This window comes from Pseudomonas sp. NPDC099000 (assembly GCF_044759925.1).
In the GTDB taxonomy this organism is placed as follows: domain Bacteria; phylum Pseudomonadota; class Gammaproteobacteria; order Pseudomonadales; family Pseudomonadaceae; genus Aquipseudomonas.
On the sequence record NZ_JBIWAF010000020.1, the window covers coordinates 64025 to 83571 of the forward strand.

At 60.1% G+C, this 19547-nt stretch carries 19 protein-coding genes; 4 read left to right on the forward strand and 15 right to left on the reverse strand.

Annotated features, from left to right (window positions below):
• Window positions 1-158: 158 nt before the first annotated feature.
• The 5 genes from ACIQV9_RS21010 to ACIQV9_RS21030 are packed head-to-tail and all read right to left on the reverse strand — an operon-like array spanning window position 159 to window position 4082.
• The gene (locus tag ACIQV9_RS21010; protein ID WP_403105290.1) at window positions 159-794 is read right to left on the reverse strand and encodes an SCO family protein; all 636 of its coding nucleotides are present in this window, start codon (window positions 792-794) and stop codon (window positions 159-161) included.
• Complete coding sequence (gene cyoE, locus ACIQV9_RS21015) at window positions 791-1690, reverse strand: heme o synthase (RefSeq protein WP_403105293.1); 900 nt, start codon at window positions 1688-1690, stop codon at window positions 791-793. The genes ACIQV9_RS21010 and cyoE overlap by 4 nt, the downstream gene beginning before the upstream one ends.
• Window positions 1678-2757 carry a heme A synthase gene (locus ACIQV9_RS21020; protein WP_403105296.1) on the reverse strand — a complete coding sequence of 360 codons (1080 nt, stop codon included), beginning with the start codon at window positions 2755-2757 and terminating at the stop codon, window positions 1678-1680. Before ACIQV9_RS21020 ends, cyoE begins: the two co-directional genes overlap by 13 nt.
• A 10-nt stretch (window positions 2758-2767) precedes the next feature.
• Window positions 2768-3376 carry a hypothetical protein gene (locus ACIQV9_RS21025; RefSeq protein ID WP_403105299.1) on the reverse strand — a complete coding sequence of 203 codons (609 nt, stop codon included), beginning with the start codon at window positions 3374-3376 and terminating at the stop codon, window positions 2768-2770.
• Window positions 3342-4082, reverse strand: a complete 741-nt coding sequence (locus ACIQV9_RS21030) for an SURF1 family protein (protein ID WP_403105301.1) — start codon at window positions 4080-4082, stop codon at window positions 3342-3344. Before ACIQV9_RS21030 ends, ACIQV9_RS21025 begins: the two co-directional genes overlap by 35 nt.
• A gap of 70 nt (window positions 4083-4152) precedes the next feature.
• Between ACIQV9_RS21030 and ACIQV9_RS21035 the strand changes: the two genes are divergently transcribed.
• Complete coding sequence (locus ACIQV9_RS21035) at window positions 4153-4356, forward strand: twin transmembrane helix small protein (protein WP_094469789.1); 204 nt, start codon at window positions 4153-4155, stop codon at window positions 4354-4356.
• A gap of 4 nt (window positions 4357-4360) precedes the next feature.
• On the opposite strand, the gene ACIQV9_RS21040 is transcribed toward ACIQV9_RS21035, so the two are convergent.
• From ACIQV9_RS21040 to coxB, 4 genes are all read right to left on the reverse strand, one after another.
• Window positions 4361-5248 carry a cytochrome c oxidase subunit 3 gene (locus ACIQV9_RS21040; protein WP_109627106.1) on the reverse strand — a complete coding sequence of 296 codons (888 nt, stop codon included), beginning with the start codon at window positions 5246-5248 and terminating at the stop codon, window positions 4361-4363.
• Between the two features lie 25 nt (window positions 5249-5273).
• Window positions 5274-5825, reverse strand: coding sequence for a cytochrome c oxidase assembly protein (locus ACIQV9_RS21045; protein ID WP_403105306.1), 552 nt, complete (start codon window positions 5823-5825; stop codon window positions 5274-5276).
• A gap of 180 nt (window positions 5826-6005) precedes the next feature.
• Window positions 6006-7592 (reverse strand): cytochrome c oxidase subunit I, encoded by a 1587-nt coding sequence (gene ctaD / locus ACIQV9_RS21050; protein WP_403105309.1) that lies wholly within the window; start codon window positions 7590-7592, stop codon window positions 6006-6008.
• Window positions 7593-7674: 82 nt separating this feature from the next.
• A complete protein-coding gene (coxB, locus tag ACIQV9_RS21055) occupies window positions 7675-8802 on the reverse strand; it encodes a cytochrome c oxidase subunit II (protein WP_403105312.1) in 1128 nt (375 codons plus the stop codon).
• 372 nt (window positions 8803-9174) lie between these two features.
• Here coxB and ACIQV9_RS21060 point away from each other — a divergent pair, with 372 nt between their 5' ends.
• Complete coding sequence (locus tag ACIQV9_RS21060; protein WP_109627114.1) at window positions 9175-9825, forward strand: hypothetical protein; 651 nt, start codon at window positions 9175-9177, stop codon at window positions 9823-9825.
• Between the two features lie 97 nt (window positions 9826-9922).
• Here the strand turns inward: ACIQV9_RS21060 and ACIQV9_RS21065 are convergent, their stop codons facing one another.
• The 3 genes from ACIQV9_RS21065 to ACIQV9_RS21075 form a co-directional block, all read right to left on the reverse strand.
• A complete protein-coding gene (locus ACIQV9_RS21065) occupies window positions 9923-11449 on the reverse strand; it encodes a SulP family inorganic anion transporter (RefSeq protein WP_403105316.1) in 1527 nt (508 codons plus the stop codon).
• Between the two features lie 84 nt (window positions 11450-11533).
• Window positions 11534-12265 carry a carbonic anhydrase gene (locus tag ACIQV9_RS21070; RefSeq protein WP_403105319.1) on the reverse strand — a complete coding sequence of 244 codons (732 nt, stop codon included), beginning with the start codon at window positions 12263-12265 and terminating at the stop codon, window positions 11534-11536.
• A gap of 243 nt (window positions 12266-12508) precedes the next feature.
• Window positions 12509-13567 carry a PA0069 family radical SAM protein gene (locus tag ACIQV9_RS21075; RefSeq protein ID WP_403105322.1) on the reverse strand — a complete coding sequence of 353 codons (1059 nt, stop codon included), beginning with the start codon at window positions 13565-13567 and terminating at the stop codon, window positions 12509-12511.
• A 184-nt stretch (window positions 13568-13751) separates the two neighbouring features.
• On the opposite strand from ACIQV9_RS21075, the gene ACIQV9_RS21080 reads away from it, so the two are divergent.
• On the forward strand, window positions 13752-14396 hold the full coding sequence (locus tag ACIQV9_RS21080; RefSeq protein WP_403105325.1) for a tyrosine-protein phosphatase: 645 nt from the start codon (window positions 13752-13754) through the stop codon (window positions 14394-14396).
• 3 nt (window positions 14397-14399) lie between these two features.
• Here the strand turns inward: ACIQV9_RS21080 and ACIQV9_RS21085 are convergent, their stop codons facing one another.
• The 3 genes from ACIQV9_RS21085 to prlC form a co-directional block, all read right to left on the reverse strand.
• Window positions 14400-16448, reverse strand: a complete 2049-nt coding sequence (locus ACIQV9_RS21085; protein WP_403105328.1) for a M3 family metallopeptidase — start codon at window positions 16446-16448, stop codon at window positions 14400-14402.
• A gap of 112 nt (window positions 16449-16560) precedes the next feature.
• Window positions 16561-16848 carry a YheV family putative zinc ribbon protein gene (locus ACIQV9_RS21090; protein ID WP_403105331.1) on the reverse strand — a complete coding sequence of 96 codons (288 nt, stop codon included), beginning with the start codon at window positions 16846-16848 and terminating at the stop codon, window positions 16561-16563.
• Complete coding sequence (gene prlC / locus ACIQV9_RS21095) at window positions 16845-18896, reverse strand: oligopeptidase A (protein WP_403105341.1); 2052 nt, start codon at window positions 18894-18896, stop codon at window positions 16845-16847. The genes ACIQV9_RS21090 and prlC overlap by 4 nt, the downstream gene beginning before the upstream one ends.
• An 89-nt stretch (window positions 18897-18985) precedes the next feature.
• On the opposite strand from prlC, the gene ACIQV9_RS21100 reads away from it, so the two are divergent.
• A complete protein-coding gene (locus ACIQV9_RS21100; RefSeq protein ID WP_403105344.1) occupies window positions 18986-19531 on the forward strand; it encodes a gamma carbonic anhydrase family protein in 546 nt (181 codons plus the stop codon).
• Window positions 19532-19547 lie beyond the last annotated feature (16 nt).

The window sequence follows — 19547 nt, forward strand, 5'->3', positions numbered from 1 at the left end:
GATCGTTCCCACGCTCTGCGTGGGAATGCCTCACTGGACGCTCTGCGTCCGCTCTTGGGACGCGGAGCGTCCCTGGCTGCATTCCCACGCAGAGCGTGGGAACGATCAGGTACAAAAAAACCGCAGCCATGGGCTGCGGTTTTTTTTGGCCTGTCGATTTATTTGCGGTTAAGCATCACCGGCAACTGCGCCACCAACTTGGCGTTATTCAGCGGTGCTCGAATGAACCCACGCTGCGTCCCGTCCGGCCCGATCACCGCGAGGTTGCCGCTGTGATCAACCGTGTAGTTCGGCTTGCTGGTGTCCGCCGGAATAAACGGAATGCTCACCGCATTGGCCAGTTTCTGAATGTCTTCAACCGACGATGCCGTCAGCCCCTGGAACTGCGGATCGAAGTAGCCCAGATACTGTTTGAGCTGCTTGGGCGTGTCGCGGTTCGGGTCGACGCTGACCAGGATGATCTGCAATTTATCCACGGCCTCTGGCGGCAGTTCGCTTTTGATCTGGCGCAACTGGGCGAGAGTGGTCGGGCAGATGTCGGGGCAGAAGGTGTAGCCGAAGAACAGCAGTGACCATTTGTCTTTCAGCTCGTTGACCATCACCGGCTTGCCGTCCTGATCGGTCATCGTCACGTTTGGCAGGTTGCGGCTTTGCGGCAGCAAAATGATCCCGGCGTCGATCAACGCCGTCGGATCGCCCTGGCCTTTGCCGGACAGCACTTTGTTGATGGTCAGGCCCAGAACCAGCGCGATCAGGGCGACGAGGATGAAGACGGTTTTCTGAGTTCGAGTCATAGGTTCAACAGTAAGTAGTGGTCTACGAGCAGCGCGATAAACAGCAGGAACAAGTAGTAGATAGAGTACTTGAAGGTGTTGATCGCCGCGTGCGGCCGAGTGCCACGGTACAGCACCACGGCCCATTGCAGAAACCTTGCGCCCAGTCCCAGGGCGCAAATCAGGTAGAGCACGCCGCTCATGTGGATCACGTAGGGCATCAGGCTGACGGCCAGCAGCGCGAAGGTATAAAGCAGGATGTGGACCTTGGTGTAATGCTCGCCATGGGTCACCGGCAGCATCGGGATGTCGGCCTTGGCGTATTCCTCTTTGCGGTGAATGGCCAGGGCCCAGAAGTGTGGCGGGGTCCAGGCGAAGATGATCAGCACCAACAGCAAGGGTTCGGCGCTGATATGACCGGTGGCAGCGGTCCAGCCGAGCAACGGCGGGGCAGCGCCGGCCAGGCCGCCGATGACGATGTTCTGCGGCGTCGCGCGCTTCAGGAAACCGGTGTAGACCACCGCGTAGCCGAGCAAGGACGCGAGGGTCAGCCAGGCCGTCAGCGCATTGGTGAAGGCCAGCAGCACGGCTTGCCCCAGCACAGCCAATACCAAGGCAAACGTCAGCGCCGCCGCCGGTGAAACCCGGCCTTCAGCCAAGGGACGTTTGTGGGTGCGCGCCATCACCGCATCGATACGCCGGTCCACCACATGGTTCACCGCCGCCGCACCCCCGGCACACAACGCGATCCCCAGATTGCCGAACACCAGCACCGTCCACGGCACCCCGGCGCGGGTCGCGAGAAACATCCCGACCAGCGAGGTGATGAGCATCAGCACCACCACTTTCGGCTTGGTCAGCTCCAGGTAGTCACGCCAGATCGCCTGACTGTGACGTTCGCCGATCAGAGTCGCCATGGCATCTCTCCTTTTATTGTTATGGGCCCGGCTGAGTGTTTGCGCGGGCTGAACCGCCAGCGCGCAGGGTTTTGCTGTTTGACCCGAACCAGGCTGGTTCGCGCGTGATAATTGACCAGCACCATCGTCAGTAGCAGCGCTGCGCCGCCCGCGTTGTGCGCCACCGCGACGGGCAGCGGCAAGTGGAACAAGACGTTGCTGATGCCGAGGGTGATTTGCGCGGCGAGTGCGATCAGCACCAGCCCGGCCAAGCGCGTCATGCCAACCACTTTCAGTTGCCAGGCCAGCCCCAGCAGCACCAGTGTCACCAACAACGCGCCGATGCGGTGAGTCAGGTGAATCGCCGTGCGGGCATCGCTGTCCAGTTGCCCGCCCAGGTAATTGGGGCCGATATGTTGGGTCAGGTGAAAACCGTTGGCGAAATCAGCCGGTGGCAGCCATTGCCCGTGGCAGGTCGGGAAGTCGATGCACGCCACGGCTGCATAGTTGGAACTGACCCAGCCCCCAAGGGCGACTTGCAGGATTACCAGCAGCAACCCGGCCGTCGCCCAGTGCTGCAAACGCCGTGGCACGGTCAGCGCCGGCAATACGCCGGACAATCGCAATGTCAGCAAAAACAACAGACTCAATGTCGCAAACCCGCCGAGCAAATGCCCGGTCACCACCTGCGGCCAGAGCTTGAGCGTCACCGTCCACATGCCGAACGCCGCTTGGGCGATCACCACCGCCAGCAGAAACAGCGGCAACTTCACCGGTTGCCCCGGATGCCGGCGATGCACCCAGGCGCGACCGGCCAGCACCGAAATCAGCAACCCCAGCGTGCCGGCGAAATAGCGGTGGACCATCTCGTTCCAGCCTTTGTGGGCTTCGACGGGCGCATCGGGAAAATGCAATTCGGCATGGGCCAGTTGGGCTTCGCTTTTCGGCACGCTGATAAAGCCGTAGCAACCCGGCCAGTCCGGGCAGCCGAGGCCGGCGTGGGTCAGGCGGGTGTAGGCGCCGAGCAACACCACAATCAGGGCCAGCAAAGTGGCAAACAGCGCGAGGCGAAATCCAGGTTTGGCCATGACGATGCCCTTATCCGATGTTCGACAGTTTCAGCAGATGACGCAGGTCGTTGAGCAAGTCCTTGCCCTTCACCGTCGGGTCATAGCGCAGCACCAGATTGCCGTGCGGATCGATGATCCACAGTTGCGGTGCGGCTTTGTCGCCGGCCGCGCTTTTTTTATTGAAAGCGCTGAAGGTGGTCAGGTCCATTGGGTAACGTTGCAGTTGCGGGTATTCGCGGGTCAGCTTGGCGTCGTAATCACTGCTGAGCGGTTGCGCCGCAGCCAACGCGTGACTGGCGCGCCCGGCATCGCGGCCGAGGCCGATCTGGATCTGCCGCGCCAGATAAACCAGTTGCTGGCAGTCCACCGAGCACTCCTTGGGCGCCGTGACCAGCAATTGCCAACGCTCCTCCTGCGCCTGCACGCCGAGGTCGGCGCGGGTCTGGCCGTTGCCGATCAGCTCGCCGTGATAACTGCGGCCCTCCGGCACCCAGAACTGCAATTTGTACATGCCGGTGGCGAGGATCATCGGACCGATCACCCCAAGCACGATCAGCAATAACTGCAACCGGCCCTTGCGCCGACTCGCCGGCGTTTTCGCCTCAGACATGCTGGGTGGATTCATGGCCGCTCCCATGGTGTTTCTCCTTTGCGTTGTGCCAGCCGAGATAGAGATAAAGACCGAACAGGGCGATCGACATGGCGAACCACTGCACGGCATAAGCGATATGTTTTTCCGGCCCCATGGCCACCACCGGCCAATCGGCCTGGTAGGACGCGGGGCCGGTTTCTGCGCGTAATTCGTAGGCAAAACCGTCACGATCGAGCGCCGTCCACAGCTTGGCCGGTTCGACGGCGGTGATCAGTTGGGGCCAGGTGGTGGTGCTTGGGTCGGCGTGCAATTGGAAGGTGGCGCCAGGGGAGACGTAGACCCAGGCATCCAGGCTCAGGGCCTGAGTCGGTGTAGTGAACTGCGGCGGGGTGCGCCGATCCGGCCACGGCAGCCAGCCGCGATTGACCAGCAGCCAGAGCCCGGTCGCCTGATCCTGAAACGGTTGCAGCAGTTCGACACCAACCTTGCCGTCGCGCTGACGGTTATCCAGCAGCAGGCTGTGCGCAGCATCAAAGTGGCCATGAATTCGAACCCGGCGAAAGGCGGGATCCTCGGTGTGTTGCAGCTCGGTACTGGCCATCGGTTCAGCCGCGCGGCGCTCGGTGTAGCTTTGCAGCAGCGCGCTTTTCTCCGCGCCCCGGCTCAATTGCCAGAACCCCAGTGACACCAGCATGGGCAGCAATAACGCGACCACCAGGGTCGGCACGATGCCCGGCCGGAAGCGCTTCATGGCGTCGCCAGAAAGTCGCTGGTTGCGATAGCTATACTCAAGTGCATCGCCATTCCCCCGGAGTCTCACCATGCTCAAAGCAGCCATCGTCCTGATGCTGATTGCCACGGTTGTCAGCCTGTTCAGCGGCCTGTTTTTTCTGGTCAAGGACGACAGCAGCTCGAACCGCCTCGTCATTGCCTTGAGTGTGCGTGTTGCCCTGGCCGCCATTACCGTCGGCTTGATTGCCTGGGGTTTTTTCAGCGGCCAGCTGGTTTCTACTGCGCCTTGGTAAAGCCTCAGAGCACGTAGACGAAAACGAACAGCCCGATCCACACCACGTCCACGAAGTGCCAATACCAACTCGCCGCTTCAAACCCGAACTGGTGCTCGTTATCGAAGTGCCCGCGTAGGACCCGCATCAGCATCACAAACAGAATGATGGTGCCCATGGTCACGTGGGCGCCGTGGAAACCGGTGAGCATGAAGAAGGTCGCACCGTAGATCCCCGAACCCAGGGTCAGGCCCAGTTCCTGATAGGCGTGGATGTATTCTTCAGCCTGAAAACCGAGGAACGCGCAGCCCAGCAGCACGGTGATCGCCAGCCAGATTTTCAGTGCACCGCGATGGCCCTTTTTCAAGGCGTGGTGGGCGATGGTAATGGTGACGCTGGAGCTCACCAGCAGCACGGTATTGAGCAGCGGCAGGCCCCATGGACTGATGACGTCCTTGGGTGCCGGGAAGAGTTTCGGGTCCGGGTTGTTCAGCAGCGGCCAGACGAACTCGAAGTTCGGCCACAGCATGTGGGCGAGGCCTTTGGCGCCGTCACCGCCCAGCGATGGGCCAGTGATGTTGCGCACATAAAACAATGCGCCGAAGAAGGCGATGAAGAACATCACCTCCGAGAAGATGAACCAGCTCATGCCCCAGCGGAACGAGCGATCCATCTGCGCGCTGTACAACCCCTGACGACTTTCCTTGATCACCGTCCCGAACCAGCCGAACAGCATGTAGGCCAGCAGCAGGCCACCGACGAAAAAGATCAGCGGACCGTGAGATTCGGGGCGCGCAGCTTTCAGGTCGTTGAACCAGGTAGCCAGGCCGAACACGGTGACGAACATACCGACGGTGGCGATGATCGGCCATTTGCTCTGGGCCGGTACGTAATAGTGTTCATGAGTTGCCATTTATTGTTCTCCTTATCGGGCACGCTCAGCCGCCAGTGTTTACAGCCACCGGGGGATGTCGGGCGGTGATATCGAACAGCGTGTAGGACAGCGTCAGGTGCTTCACTTCCTTGGGCATGTCGCGGTCAACGATGAAACGTACCGGCATCTCGATCCGTTGACCGGGCTGCAGCACTTGCTGGGTAAAGCAGAAACACTCGGTCTTGTGGAAGTACGCCGCGGCATTGCTGGGCGCGATGCTCGGCACCGCCTGGGCGCTCATCGGGCGATCGGTCGGGTTGTGCGCGATGAAAATCATCTCGTTCACCGCCCCCGGGTTGGCCGTCAGCTCGTCACTCTTCGGATAGAAATCCCAGGACATGTCGGCGGCATTGGTCGACAGGAACTGCACGCGCACCTGCCGCGACGTGTCGACCGTCTGCTCGCCTTCGTACTGCCCGGAGGTCTTGCCATTGATGCCGAACGCCTTGCACATCACGTCGTAGATCGGCACCAGGGCAAACCCGAAGACAAACATCGCCACCACGACCAACAACAGGCGGGTGACCAGCTTCTTCATCGAAATCGAGTCAGCCATGACTATTCACCTCTGGCGCAAATCCTGTGGCGAGGGGATTTATCCCCGTTGGGCCGCGAAGCGACCCCAAAACCTGCCGCCGCGGATTATCAAGACCACCGCGTCGGTAGATTTCACGACTGCTCCGCAGCCGAACGGGGATAAATCCCCTCGCCACAATGGTGTCGCCGATTGCAGTGTTCATTTCACTTCCGGCGGTGTGGTGAAGGTGTGATACGGCGCCGGTGACGGGATGCTCCACTCCAGGCCTTCCGCGCCATCCCACGGTTTGGCCGGTGCCGGCTCGCCGCCGCGGATGGTCTTGATCACGATGAACAGGAAGAAGATCTGCGTGGCGCCGAACATGAACGCGCCGATCGACGACACCATGTTGAAGTCGGCGAATTGCAGGTTGTAGTCCGGAATCCGCCGTGGCATGCCCGCCAGCCCCACGAAGTGCATCGGGAAGAACGCCATGTTCATGCCGATGAACGAGAGCCAGAAGTGCAGCTTGCCGAGGGTTTCGTCGTACATGTGGCCGGTCCATTTCGGCAGCCAGTAGTAAGCCGAGGCGAAGATCCCGAAGATCGCCCCCGGCACCAGTACGTAGTGGAAGTGCGCGACCACAAAATACGTGTCCTGGTACTGGAAGTCCGCTGGGGCGATGGCCAGCATCAACCCGGAGAACCCGCCAATGGAGAACAGGATCACGAACGCCACCGCGAACAGCATCGGCGTCTCGAAGGTCAGCGAGCCCTGCCACATGGTGCTGGCCCAGTTGAACACTTTCACCCCGGTCGGCACCGCGATCAGCAGCGTGGCGTACATGAAGAACAACTCGCCCACCAGCGGAATGCCGACCACGAACATGTGGTGCGCCCAAACGATGAACGACAGGAACGCGATGCTCGCCGTGGCATAGACCATCGAGGTGTAGCCAAACAGCGGCTTGCGCGAAAAGGCTGGAATGATCGAGCTGACGGCACCGAAGGCCGGCAGGATCATGATGTACACCTCGGGGTGACCGAAGAACCAGAACACGTGCTGGAACAGCACCGGATCACCGCCACCGGCGGCACTGAAGAAACTGGTGCCGAAGTGGATGTCCATCAGCATCATCGTCACGCAGCCGGCCAGTACCGGCATCACTGCAATCAGCAGGAACGCGGTAATCAGCCAGGTCCAGACGAACAGCGGCATTTTCATCAACGTCATGCCGGGGGCACGCAGGTTGAGAATGGTGGCGATCACGTTGATCGCGCCCATGATCGAACTGATCCCCATCAAGTGGATGGCAAAGATGAAGAACGTCACGCTTTCCGGTGCATAGGTCGTCGACAGCGGGGCGTAGAACGTCCAGCCGAAGTTCGGTCCGCCACCGGGGGTGAACAGGGTCGACACCAGCAGGATGAACGCCGCCGGCAACAGCCAGAAGCTGAAGTTGTTCATCCGTGGCAGGGCCATGTCCGGCGCACCGATCATCAACGGGATCATCCAGTTGGCGAGGCCGACGAACGCCGGCATCACCGCACCGAAGACCATGACCAGGCCGTGCATGGTGGTCATCTGGTTGAAGAATTCCGGCTGGACGATTTGCAGTCCCGGCTGGAACAGCTCGGCGCGAATCACCATCGCGAACGAGCCGCCCAACAGGAACATGGAGAACGCAAACCACAGGTACAGCGTGCCGATGTCCTTGTGGTTGGTGGTCAGCACCCAGCGCATCAGGCCTTTGGCGGGGCCGTGGGCGTGGTCGGCATGACCATGGTCATCGATGACGGCGCTCATGGCGTGTCTCCTGCAAACAGATGGGCTGGGCAGGCCAGGGCGCGCAGCCCCGGCCAGTTCCTTACGTGCGCAATAGACCGGGTCATTTGCTTTCCGCCTGTTTCAGCTCCAGCACTTCTTTAGGAGTGACCATGTCGCCCTTGTTGTTGCCCCAGGCGTTACGTTCGTAGGTCACGACCGCCGCGATATCGACTTCCGAGAGCTGCTTGCCGAATGCCGCCATGGAAGTGCCGGGCTTGCCGTGGAAGACAATGCTCAGGTGATCCTTGATCGGTCCGGTAGCGATTTTCGAGCCCTTGAGCGCCGGGAACATTGGCGGCAGGCCCTGACCTTCGGCCTGGTGACAGGCGACGCAGGCGGTGTGATAGACCTTGTCGCCGCGCTCTTTGAGCTCGTCGAGGGTCCATTCCTTGCTGGTCAGCTCTTTAAGCTGCAGGGCTTCAGCCTTGCGCTCGCCCAGCCATTTTTCGTAATCGGCCTTTTCCTTGACCTCGACCACAATCGGCATGAAGCCATGGTCCTTGCCGCACAGTTCGGCACACTGGCCACGGTAGATGCCGGGCTTGTCGACGCGGGTCCAGGCTTCGTTGACGAATCCCGGAATCGCATCGCGCTTGACCGCAAAGGCCGGCACCCACCATGAGTGGATGACATCGGCAGACGTCACGAGGAAGCGCACCTTGGCGCCAATCGGCAGCACTAAAGGCTTGTCGACCTCGAGCAAGTAATGCTCGCCCTTGGTTTCCTTGTTGTGGATCTGGTCGGCGGGGGTCGTCAGGTTGCTGAAGAACTCGACGTCCTGGCCCAGGTATTTGTAATGCCACTTCCACTGATAGCCGGTGACCTGGATATCGATATCCGGCTCACTGGCGTCGTACATCTTGATCAGGGTTGCCGTCGCAGGAACCGCCATGGCCACCAGGATGAGGAAGGGCACGATGGTCCAGAGGATTTCAACGGTGGTGCTTTCATGAAATTTTGCGGCCACCTGCCCTGTGGAGCGGCGGTGGACCATCATCGACCAGAACATGGCGCCGAAGACGATGATGCCGATCACTACACAGATCCAGAAAATGGTCATGTGCAGGTCAAATACTGCGTGACTGATTTCAGTCGCTCCCGGCGCCATATTCACAGTCCAGGCGGCTTGCGCCTGGCTGAAAATCGACCACAACAGGAGGCCCATCCAGACGTGTGGATGTCGCATCATTGCGGGTTCCCCTTATCGTTCTTGTTATCCCGCCGGCTTTCACCTGCGGCAAGGGAGCGGCTTTTTCAGACTACGAAACTTGAATCGCCGAGCCTTGCTGCGTGTGCAGTCGGACGTCATCAGCTAACTCCATTCCCACCCGAGTATAGACAGCGACTGCTACCTCGCAACGTGATGGCGTAAATGATCTGAAACAGCTGGGACTTGCGTTCAGGGTCACGAATGGAGAAGGATGCAGACGAGTGGTGGCAAATCGATATAACGGAGGCGTCTCAAGGATGAAACAATTATGACAAATGCGTCTTAGCATTTTTCATAAGCCAGCTAAGTTATGTCTTCCCTATTTCATTGCCTTTGTTTCCTGGAGTTTTCATGAACACCGCCGCATTGCGCGAGCAGATCCAAAAAGCCCAACAACATGAGGCCGAAACCGGCCTGCTGACTCGTCAGCTTGAAACTCAATTGCCACACCTTCACTCCGCCATCCAATTGCCGGATGTCGACGCCAACGGCGTGATGACGCGTTTTGTGGCCGCGTATATAGAGCAAGTGCCGGACCTGCTGGACGCAGCCAATGAAGTCGCCAGGGAAGCGGGTATCGAATCACAGATCAAGCCGGTGCTGAACATCGCCGAGCAGTTCTTCCTCCAGCCACCGGCAATCATGGCCGGTCATGTTGGTCTGGACAGCCTGCTGGACGAAGCCTATCTGGCGCATCGGTTGGTTGAAGAGGTCAATGACCTGTACATCAAGCACTTTGGCCAGCCACTGATCCCCTTGGACATGACTGTCGCCAACCTGATTGCCCACCAACTGATCGGCGAGGAATTCGCCAATCAACTGGATGAGGCGGTGCATCACGCCGTGGACGAGATGCTTAATGAAGACAGTTTCGCACTGGAGTCCGTGGAGGCGTACCGCGAAAAACTCAACAGCCCGGACACCGGCGCTGCGTGGAAACGCTGGCCGTGCCTGTCGCGCCAGCTGGGCGTAGGGCTGGAGCTGGATCAGCCAGCGGCCTAACGCAATATCCCCCTGTAGGAGCGAGGCTTGCCCGCGAAGCTTTTGGCGTATTTGAAGACGCCTTCGCGGGCAAGCCTCGCTCCTACAGGAGGGCGATTTATGTGGCGGAACCGACTCCGGTAGTGGTCCGCAACCGCCCCTCCAACCTGCGCTTCAACCCCCGCGCTTCAATCAGCAGCTTCGACCCCTTGGCCGCATTGGCCCGGCCCCACTCCTCAAGCAACTCCAGACACGAGTGATCGATGTAGCTCAAGTTATTGAGCGGCACATGCACCGTCGCGCCTGCGGGAATGGTCCCCAACACCTGGGTTAACGCCGGCACCTTGAGAAAGGTCGCGGCACCGGTCAGTCGTAACTCCATCTCACCTTCCGCCGGCAGGTCGATCAGGCTGATTTTCAACCGTGAAGCCTTCCAGGCCAGTTTGGCCAAGGTCAATCCGAAGCCGATCAGCACGCCGGTCAGCAGGTCGGTGAAGATGATTGCCAGCGCCGTCGCCGCGTAAGTGAACATCGGCATCCGGCCATAACGGCCCAGGCCGCGAAAGGCCTTGAGGTCGACCAGTTTGAAACCGGTGTACACCAGAACACCTGCCAGGCTCGCCACTGGAATGCTTTGCAGCACGCTGGACAGCAGCAAGACGAAAGCCAGCAACCACAGACCGTGGAAGATCGCCGACATTCGCGTGGTGGCGCCGGCCTGGACGTTGGCCGAACTGCGCACGATCACACCGGTCATGGGCAGCGCGCCCAGCAGACCGCAGAGCATGTTGCCGACGCCTTGTGCCGACAATTCCCGATCGAAATCGGAGCGCTGGCCGCTGTGCATGCGGTCCACTGCCGCTGCGGAGAGCAGGGTCTCGGCGCTGGCAATAAACGCCACGGCAAATGCGGCGATCAGTAAAGTCGGGTCAGCCAGATTGAGCAAGTCGGCGGGCTTCAGCCAGTCGATGGCTTCTGCCAGGTTGGCCGGGACTTCCACGCGTTTGACCTGCAAGGCGAGCATCAGACTGGCGACCGTCGCCAGACCTACGCCAAGCAGCGCGCCGGGAATGAAACGCAGGGAATGAGGGCGGAATTTCTCCCACAGCCACATCACCGCAATCGTCGACAGCCCAAGCAACCCGGCTTGCCAGCCAAGGGAGGGCAAGGCCTGGATGACCGCCGCCGGGAAGGCTGCGAGGTTATCCAGCCCTGAGGGCTTGGGCACGGCGTCGAGCATCACATGCACTTGTGACAACACGATCAGCACGCCAATCCCGGCAAGCATGCCGTACACCACCGCAGGCGCCGTGACCCGAAACCAGCAACCCAGCTTCAAGCGCCCGGCCACCAGTTGCAGAAAACCCGCCAGTAGCAGGATAGGCCCGAGCATGGCAATGCCATGCTGGCGCACCAGTTCGAACACCAGAACCGCCAGACCCGCCGCCGGGCCACTGACTTGCAGCGGTGAGCCGGCAAGCCAGCCCACGACCAGTCCACCGATGATCCCGGTGATCAAACCCTTGGCCGGTGGCAGGCCCGAGGCGATGGCGATGCCCATGCACAAGGGCAGGGCGACCAAAAACACGACCACGGATGCCAGCAGCTCCCGTGGCAGAACAGCCTTAAATTGCGCAGCACGCATGATGATTCTCCCGAAGTTTTCTTCAGGCATGGCAAAGCCAGGCTGCTCGACCAGCAGCCTCGGCTAAACCACACCTGGGAGGATTTAGAAGCGCGCTTTGGGCGTCGCCACGGGAATCGGATGGCTGCCATCGAGCGGCAGGAAACAACCTTTGTCCGCGTCGTAAGCTTTGATTTCGCTGGTTTCGATGCTGTAGACCCAACCATGGATAAACAGCTGACCGTTGGCCATGCGCGAGGCCACGGAAGGGTGCGTGCGCAGATGCTGCAGCTGAGCGATCACATTCTCTTCGGTGAGGATGTGCATGCTTTCGCTCTCGTCAGCGCAATGGCAGTTTTCCTGGACCATGGTTTTCGCCACTTCCGCATGACGCAGCCAGGCTTTGACCGTGGGCATTTTTTCCAGGCTTTGCGGATTGAGCACGGCGCGCATCGCGCCACAGTCGGAGTGCCCGCAGATGATGATGTGTTGCACGCCGAGGGCCAGGACTGCGTATTCGATCGCCGTGGAAACACCGCCGTTCATTTGCCCATATGGCGGCACAACGTTGCCGACGTTACGGGTCACGAACAGGTCGCCAGGGGAGCTTTGGGTGATCAGCTCAGGAACGATGCGCGAATCGGCGCAGGCGATGAACATCGCTCGGGGGCTCTGGGCCGTGGCGAGTTTTTTGAAGAGCTCTTCCTGCTGGGGAAAAACCTCGTGATGAAAATGCAAAAAGCCGTCAACGATATGCTTCAGCGCTGCATCGGCGGTTTCCGCCTCGGGTTGGGCTGAAGCCGACGCAGCCAACGGCTGTTTATCCTTGTCACTCATGATTCATCCTCTTTGGCGGAGTCAGGGAATTTTCCCGTTTTGTCCGGTGTGAAGCCAGTGGCTGTTTAAAAAACATCCAGGCCGAGAATCTCAACCCGTCAGTCACTCGATGAATAAGGTAACTGCCGAAACTTAACTCAAACTGAATCAAGCGCTCTAGGACGTGTGTTCCAGGTCGCTAAAAACGTGACCGGCGTAATGGCCAAGTGCATTTCCCACTACTCAACCATAGTCCAATTGTCCTCAAATCAACGACATCTGGCGACCCGGCGGACAGAAGGCGTCGCAGTCCAGGTCGAATCCTTCCCGACGATTGAGCCCCAGGCGCTTGATGGTTTTGGCAAAGCGTTGCGCCAACAGATCGGCAAACGGCCCTTCACCGCGCATCCGGCTGCCAAACCGGCTGTCGTAAAGCTCCCCGCCACGGCTCTGACGAATCAGGCTCAACACATGAGCGGCACGCTGCGGATAGTGGGCGGCCAGCCATTCTTCGAACAGCGGCGCCACTTCCAGCGGCAGGCGCAACATCATATAGGCGGCACTCTGGGCGCCGGCGGCATGTGCCTCGGCCAGCAGGCTTTCGAGTTCGCTGTCGTTGATCATCGGAATCATCGGCGAACACAGCACGCCCACCGGGATCCCGGCTTCGCGCATCACCCGGATGGCGCGCAACCGGGCCTTCGGCGCAGCCGCGCGCGGTTCGAGGATGCGCTTGAGTTCATCGTCGAGGGTGGTGAGGCTGATCATCACCGCCACCAGCCTTTGCTCGGCGAGTTCGGCCAGCAGGTCCAGATCCCGAAGAATCAGCGAGCCCTTGGTAATGATGGTTACGGGGTGCCGGTAACGCAGGAGCACTTCAAGGGTCTTGCGGGTGATTTTGTGTTCGCGCTCTATCGGCTGATAGGGATCGGTGTTGGAGCCCAGATTGATCGGCGCGCATTGATAGCCGCGTTTGGACAGCTGTTCTTCCAGCACATCGGCGGCGTTGGTCTTGGCGATCAGCTTGGTTTCGAAATCCAGCCCCGGTGACATGTCCCAATAGGCGTGGCTGGGGCGCGCGTAGCAGTAGATGCAACCGTGCTCGCAGCCACGATAGGGATTGATCGAGCGATCAAAAGGCAAGTCCGGGGAATTGTTGCGGGTGATGATGGTTTTCGCCGTTTCGATGCGCACTTCCGTGCCCTGCGTGACGGGCGCTTCCTGATACCAGCCGTCATCCTCGGCCACCGAGCGATTTGGGGCAAAGCGGTTGTGCGGGTTGGTTGCGGTGCCGCGGCCGCGTGGGGGCAAGGGCGTGCTCATTTGCTCAATACTCTTTGCTGTATGTGCATACAGTATTCGAGATCGGCCACGGCGACCAGTGCCGTTCGGCATCTGCATGCGCAGGGTCGGATTCACGATTCTTTGACTGCGGCCTCACAGGCCTTTGACTGCGGAAGGTTGAATCTGGGGCCTCTCCTCAACTCCCGAACGGTCACCTTCGAGCATGTTCCTACCGCGCCTTTCCACCGTGATGTGTCTTTCGATCATCGCATTGCTCAATCTGACCCTGGCACGCGCAGATGACGCCGATATGCAGCGCCCGGCGGAATGGGCCCAGCCGGTCGAAGTGCAATACAACCTCTATCAAATGTCCCCGACGCTTTACCGCAGCGCCTTGCCCGACAGTGGAGCCATACCGTTGTTGAAGAAACTCAACGTCGCGACCGTTATCACTTTTCTGCCCGAGGCGGATTCAAGCTGGTTGTCCATGCCGGGCATTGCTCAGGTGCAGTTGCCCTATCGCACCAGTCACGTGGATGACGCGCAGGTGCTCAAAGCCCTTCGTGTCATCCAGACCGCCGAATCCAATGGCCCGGTGCTCATGCACTGCAAACACGGTTCGGACCGCACCGGGCTGATGGCGGCGATGTATCGGGTGGTGGTGCAAGGCTGGAGCAAGGAAGACGCCCTGAACGAAATGACCCAGGGCGGTTTCGGTGACAGCACACATTTCAAGGATGGCGTGCGTTACATGATGCAGGCCGATGCCGACAAGCTTCGGACCGCGCTCGCCAATGGCGATTGCAGCACTAGCCCGTTTGCGGCCTGCTCGATGAAGAGTTGGTTCCAATCTGCCCACGTCGAATAAGCATCAGTTCAGCGGGCAGCGGCTGCTGGACAGCGTTGCGAAAAAGCTGTCGGCGATCGGTTGTCCGAGGAATTCTTCCAGGGCGACCAACAGTGAGCGCGAATCGCCCGGTGAAAAAAAGGCTTCGCGAAAAGCCCTGCCGGTTTGCGGGTTGAACACCCAGTGCTGCTGAAACCGTTTGAACGCTTCGCTCGCCAGTACGCCCGACCATTTGTAGGCGTAAACCGACGCCGCGTACCCGGTCACCATGTAATCGAAGCTGTTGGCGAACCGACAGTAGGGCGGCAGTTGCAGGTGGGGAATCTCGCGCTGTATGTCATCGAAGATGTCTGCAACGCGGCGGCCATCACCTTGCCTGCGGTGCAATTCGAAGTCGAACAACGCGCCCAGTAACAGCTCTGCAGTTTGCCGAGAGGTCTGGGTTTGAATGGCTGCCAATGCTGCATCGACTCGCGCTTCGACCAGACGCTCGCCGGTCTGGTGGTGAGCGGCCAGCCACAACAGAAACTCCCCTGACAGGCACCAAAGCTCGAACAATTGCCCCGTGAACTCTGCGGTATCGCGTCCCAGCTGGGTAATACCGGACAGGCGATGGTGAGGCGAGCGGGTCAGAACGTGCTGCAGGCAATGGCCGAATTCATGGAACAAAACGCGCAGATCCTTATGGGCGAGAAGGCAAGGATGCTCGGCATTCCCGGGCGTGAAGTTGCCATGAAGCACGGCGATCGGCAGGGTCAATCGACCTTCGGCGTCCACCCGTCGATTTCGCGGCGTGGCGGTCCAGGCAAAGTCCGGCGCTTCATCCCGATGAAAAGGGTCGAGGTAAATGTGTCCGACGACCTGGCCATGCTCGCTAATTTCAAACAGGCGCACGCTGTCATGCCAGCGGCTGCATTCCTTCTGTTCGACGATCTGGATGCCAAACATGCGCTCGCTGAACAGGCAAAGTCGATGCAGCGTCCCGTCCAGCGGAAAGTAAGATCTCAGGTCTTTCAACGCCCCGCCGAGACGTTGCTGGCGCAATTGTTCGGCGAGAAACTCGTGGTCCCAAGGGTGGACCTCAGTCATGCCGCGCTCAAGCGCAAACGCCTTGAGTTCGTGTGCGTCTTTCTCGAGTTCCGGTGTTGCCTGCACGATTTGCCGCCGCAGGAAACCGGTGACTTGCTCGGTGGATTCGGCCATTTCCGTTACAAGGCTGAGTTGCGCGAAGTTCTCATACCCCAGCAACCTGGCTTTCTGGTGACGCATGGACAACAGCAGCTCCAGCACTGGACCATTATCGAACTGCCCATCGTGGGGGCCTTGATCGGAAGCCCGGGTGGAGTAGGCGACAAAGTATTCTTCGCGCAGGGACCGGTCTTCGGCATAGGCCATGACGCGAGTGTAGGTGTCCTGATCCAGACGCATCAGCCAGCCTTCGTGCCCTGCCTGTTGCGCGTTGAGTGCCAGACGCTCCAGTGTCGCCGCAGACAAACCGTGCAATTGCGAGGCGTCGTCGATGCGCTTGCTCCAGGCTGCGCTGGCGCGTTCCAGGTTGGTCAGGAACAGGCTTTGCAGCACACCGATGTCGCGATTCAGCCGGGCCAGCGTCTGCTGTTGGTCGATGGGCAGGCCGATGCCGGACAAGCGAAACCTGCGCAGAATCTTGTTCAAAACCGCTTTGCGCGGCTCATCGTAATTCACCGCAGCCGGACTCTGCGCCAGCCGCTGATAAGCCTGGAACAGTGCGTGATTTCCCATCTTTTCAGATTTGTACTGCGCAGCGGCATCGCTGCAAGTCGCGCTGGCCGCGTCCCAAGCCTTGCCCTCATGTTTCACCAATGAAAGGGTTTCGATGATGCCCATAGACTCATCCAGGCGCGCATCGGTTTCATCAACGGCCAATACCAGATCGTCCCAGTTCGGGGTTGCGGATTGGCTAGCGATAATTTCGGCAATGGCCTGGCGGTTGTCGGCAATAAGGGTGTGGATGGCAGGCACCAGGTGCTCGGCGCGGATGTCCGGCCAGGGCGGGAGGTCCCAGTGCTGTAGCAGCGGATTGTTATCAGGCATGGCGTCTTCCTTGAGTAGGGCTGAGGGATTCAGCCTAAGGAGGAAGCGCGGGGGAAGGGTGGTAAATAGATACCACCTTCCACCCCGTGACAGGGTGGAAGGTGGATTTGACTCAGTGTGGCTCGTCAGGCTTTTTCTTCAACTTCGGGTTCGGGAAAAACTGCACCGCTTGAACCTTGGCGTCCGGCACCTTCAGCGCCGAAGTGTTGACCCGCGTGCCCAATTCCTTGGGCACCGACAGGCCTTGTTCATTGAGCGTGTCCGAATAACCGCATGCCACGCATTCGCGATGCGGGACCTCGTCTTCGTTCCACATCATCAATTTGTCCGGCTCGCTGCATGCCGGGCAGACCGCCCCGGCGATAAAGCGTTTTTTCGTGATCACAGGCCTCTCGCTCATGCTGCCGCGTCCTCACTCAGGCCGCTATGGCGCAAGAGTGCGTCAATCGATGGCGCACGGCCACGGAAGTCGACGAACAGCACCATGGGTTCCTGAGAACCGCCACGCGCCAGGATCGCTTCGCGGAACGCACGACCTGTTTCGGCATTGAGCACGCCGTCTTCTTCGAACTTCGAGAAGGCGTCGGCCGACAGCACTTCAGCCCACTTGTAGCTGTAGTAACCCGCCGCGTAACCGCCGGCGAAGATGTGGGCAAAGCTGTTCGGGAAGCGGTTGTAGGCGGGTGGGCGCATGACCGAGACCTCGTCACGCACACCTTCGAGCACTTGCAGCACGCTGCGACCGTCGCCGTGGGTGGCGTGCAGTTCGAAGTCGAACAGCGAGAACTCCAGCTGACGAACCATCATCAGGCCGGACTGGAAGTTCTTCGCCGCGAGCATCTTGCCCAGCAGGTCCTGCGGCAGCGGTTCGCCGGTTTCGTAGTGACCGGAGATCAGCGCCAGACCTTCCGGCTCCCAGCACCAGTTCTCCATGAACTGACTTGGCAGCTCCACCGCATCCCAGGCCACGCCGTTGATGCCGGACACGCCGGCGTGTTCGACGCGGGTCAGCAGGTGATGCAGGCCGTGGCCGAACTCGTGGAACAGGGTGGTGACTTCATCGTGAGTCAGCAGCGCCGGTTTGCCGCTGTCGGCTGGGGTGAAGTTGCACACCAGATTGGCCACCGGGCTTTGCAGTACGCCGCTGATCGTGCGGCGACGGTCGCGGGCGCCGTCCATCCAGGCACCGCCACGCTTGTTGGCGCGGGCATAGAGGTCGAAGAAGAAGCGGCCGACGTGCTGGCCGTTTTCCTTGATTTCGAACAGGCGGACATCCGGGTGCCAGGCGTCGAAGCCTTTCAGTTCGGCGATCTCGATGCCGTACAGGCGCTGGACGATAGCGAACAGGCCGCCCAGCACTTTGTCGATCGGGAAGTAAGCGCGCAGTGCTTCTTGAGCCACGCTGTAACGTTGTTCGCGAAGCTTTTCGCCGTAGAAACCGCTGTCCCAGCTTTGCAGGTCCGGGCAGCCTTGTTCGGCGGCGTAGGCCTTGAGTTGTTCGAGGTCCTGGGCGGCGAACGGTTTGCTGCGTTTGGCCAGATCGCGCAGGAAGCTGAGGACCTGATCGCTGGATTCGGCCATTTTGGTGGCCAGGCTCAGTTCCGAGAAACTGGCGAAGCCAAGCAGCTTGGCCAGTTCCTGACGCAAGTCGAGGATTTCTTCCATGACCGGGCCGTTATCGTTCTGGCCGGCGTTCGGGCCTTGGTCCGACGCACGGGTGCAATAGGCCGCGTAGACTTCTTCGCGCAGGGCACGGTCCTGGGCGTAGGTCATCACCGCGTAGTAGCTCGGGAATTCCAGGGTAATGAGGAAGCCGTCCAGATCTTTGGCCTGGGCAGCGGCGGCCATCTGCGCCTTGGCCGAATCGGTGAGGCCGGCGAGGGTGGCTTCATCGGTCACGTGCTTGGTCCAGGCTTGAGTCGCGTCGAGCAGCTGGTTGGAGAAGCGGCTGCCCAGCTCCGACAATTTGCTTTGCACTTCGGCGTAGCGCTTCTGTTCGGCTTCCGGCAGGTCGATACCCGACAGACGGAAGTCACGCAGGGCGTGTTCCAGGATAGTTTTCTGCGCCACGTCGAAACCGGCAGCTTCCGGGCTGTTCGCCAAGGCTTCGAAGGCCTCGAACAGCTCACGGTTCTGGCCCAGCTCGGTGGAATAGGCGCTCAAGGCGGGCAGGCAGGACTCGTAGGCTTCGCGCAATTCGGCGCTGTTGCACACGGCATTCAGGTGGCTGACCGGGCTCCAGGCCGCGCCCAGACGATCGTTCAGTTCGTCCATCGCCAGCACCAGGCCGGCCCAGGTCGGTTGTTTGCCCTGGCTGTCGAGGATCTCGATAATGGCGGCGCGGTTGTCAGCCAGGATCTGTTCAATGGCCGGTTGCACGTGTTCGGCACGGATCGCCGAGAACGGCGGCAGGTCGTAGGACTGCAAAAGAGGGTTGTTCACGCTCACGGTTGGCACCTTGGCTGGAAGAAACATGCGGCCATCTTAATTACAATCGACGCTCACCGCAGCTATCAGCAACAGAGAGAAACCCTATCGTGAACCTTCGCAAGTACCAGAACCACACGCCGCTGTTGGGCAAAGGCGCTTTTGTCGACGGCTCGGCGGTGGTGATCGGCGACGTCGAAATCGGCGAAGACAGCTCCGTCTGGCCGCTGACGGTGATTCGTGGCGACATGCACCGCATCCGTATCGGTGCGCGCACCAGTGTCCAGGATGGCTGTGTGTTGCACATCACCCACGCCGGGCCGTTCAATCCCGATGGCTTTCCCTGCTTGATCGGAGACGACGTGACCATTGCCCATAAGGTCATGCTGCACGGCTGCAGTGTCGGCAACCGGATTCTGATCGGCATGGGCAGCATCGTCATGGATGGCGCGGTGATCGAGGACGATGTGATTGTCGGCGCCGGCAGCCTGGTGCCGCCGGGCAAGCGTCTGGAAAGCGGCTTCCTTTATGTGGGTAGCCCGGTGAGGCAAATCCGCCCGCTGACGGACAAGGAAAATGCCTTTTTCACCTATAGCGCGGCGAACTACGTGAAGCTCAAGAATTTGCATCTGGCTGAAGGCTACGACCAGCTCTGAACACTTTTTATTAAAA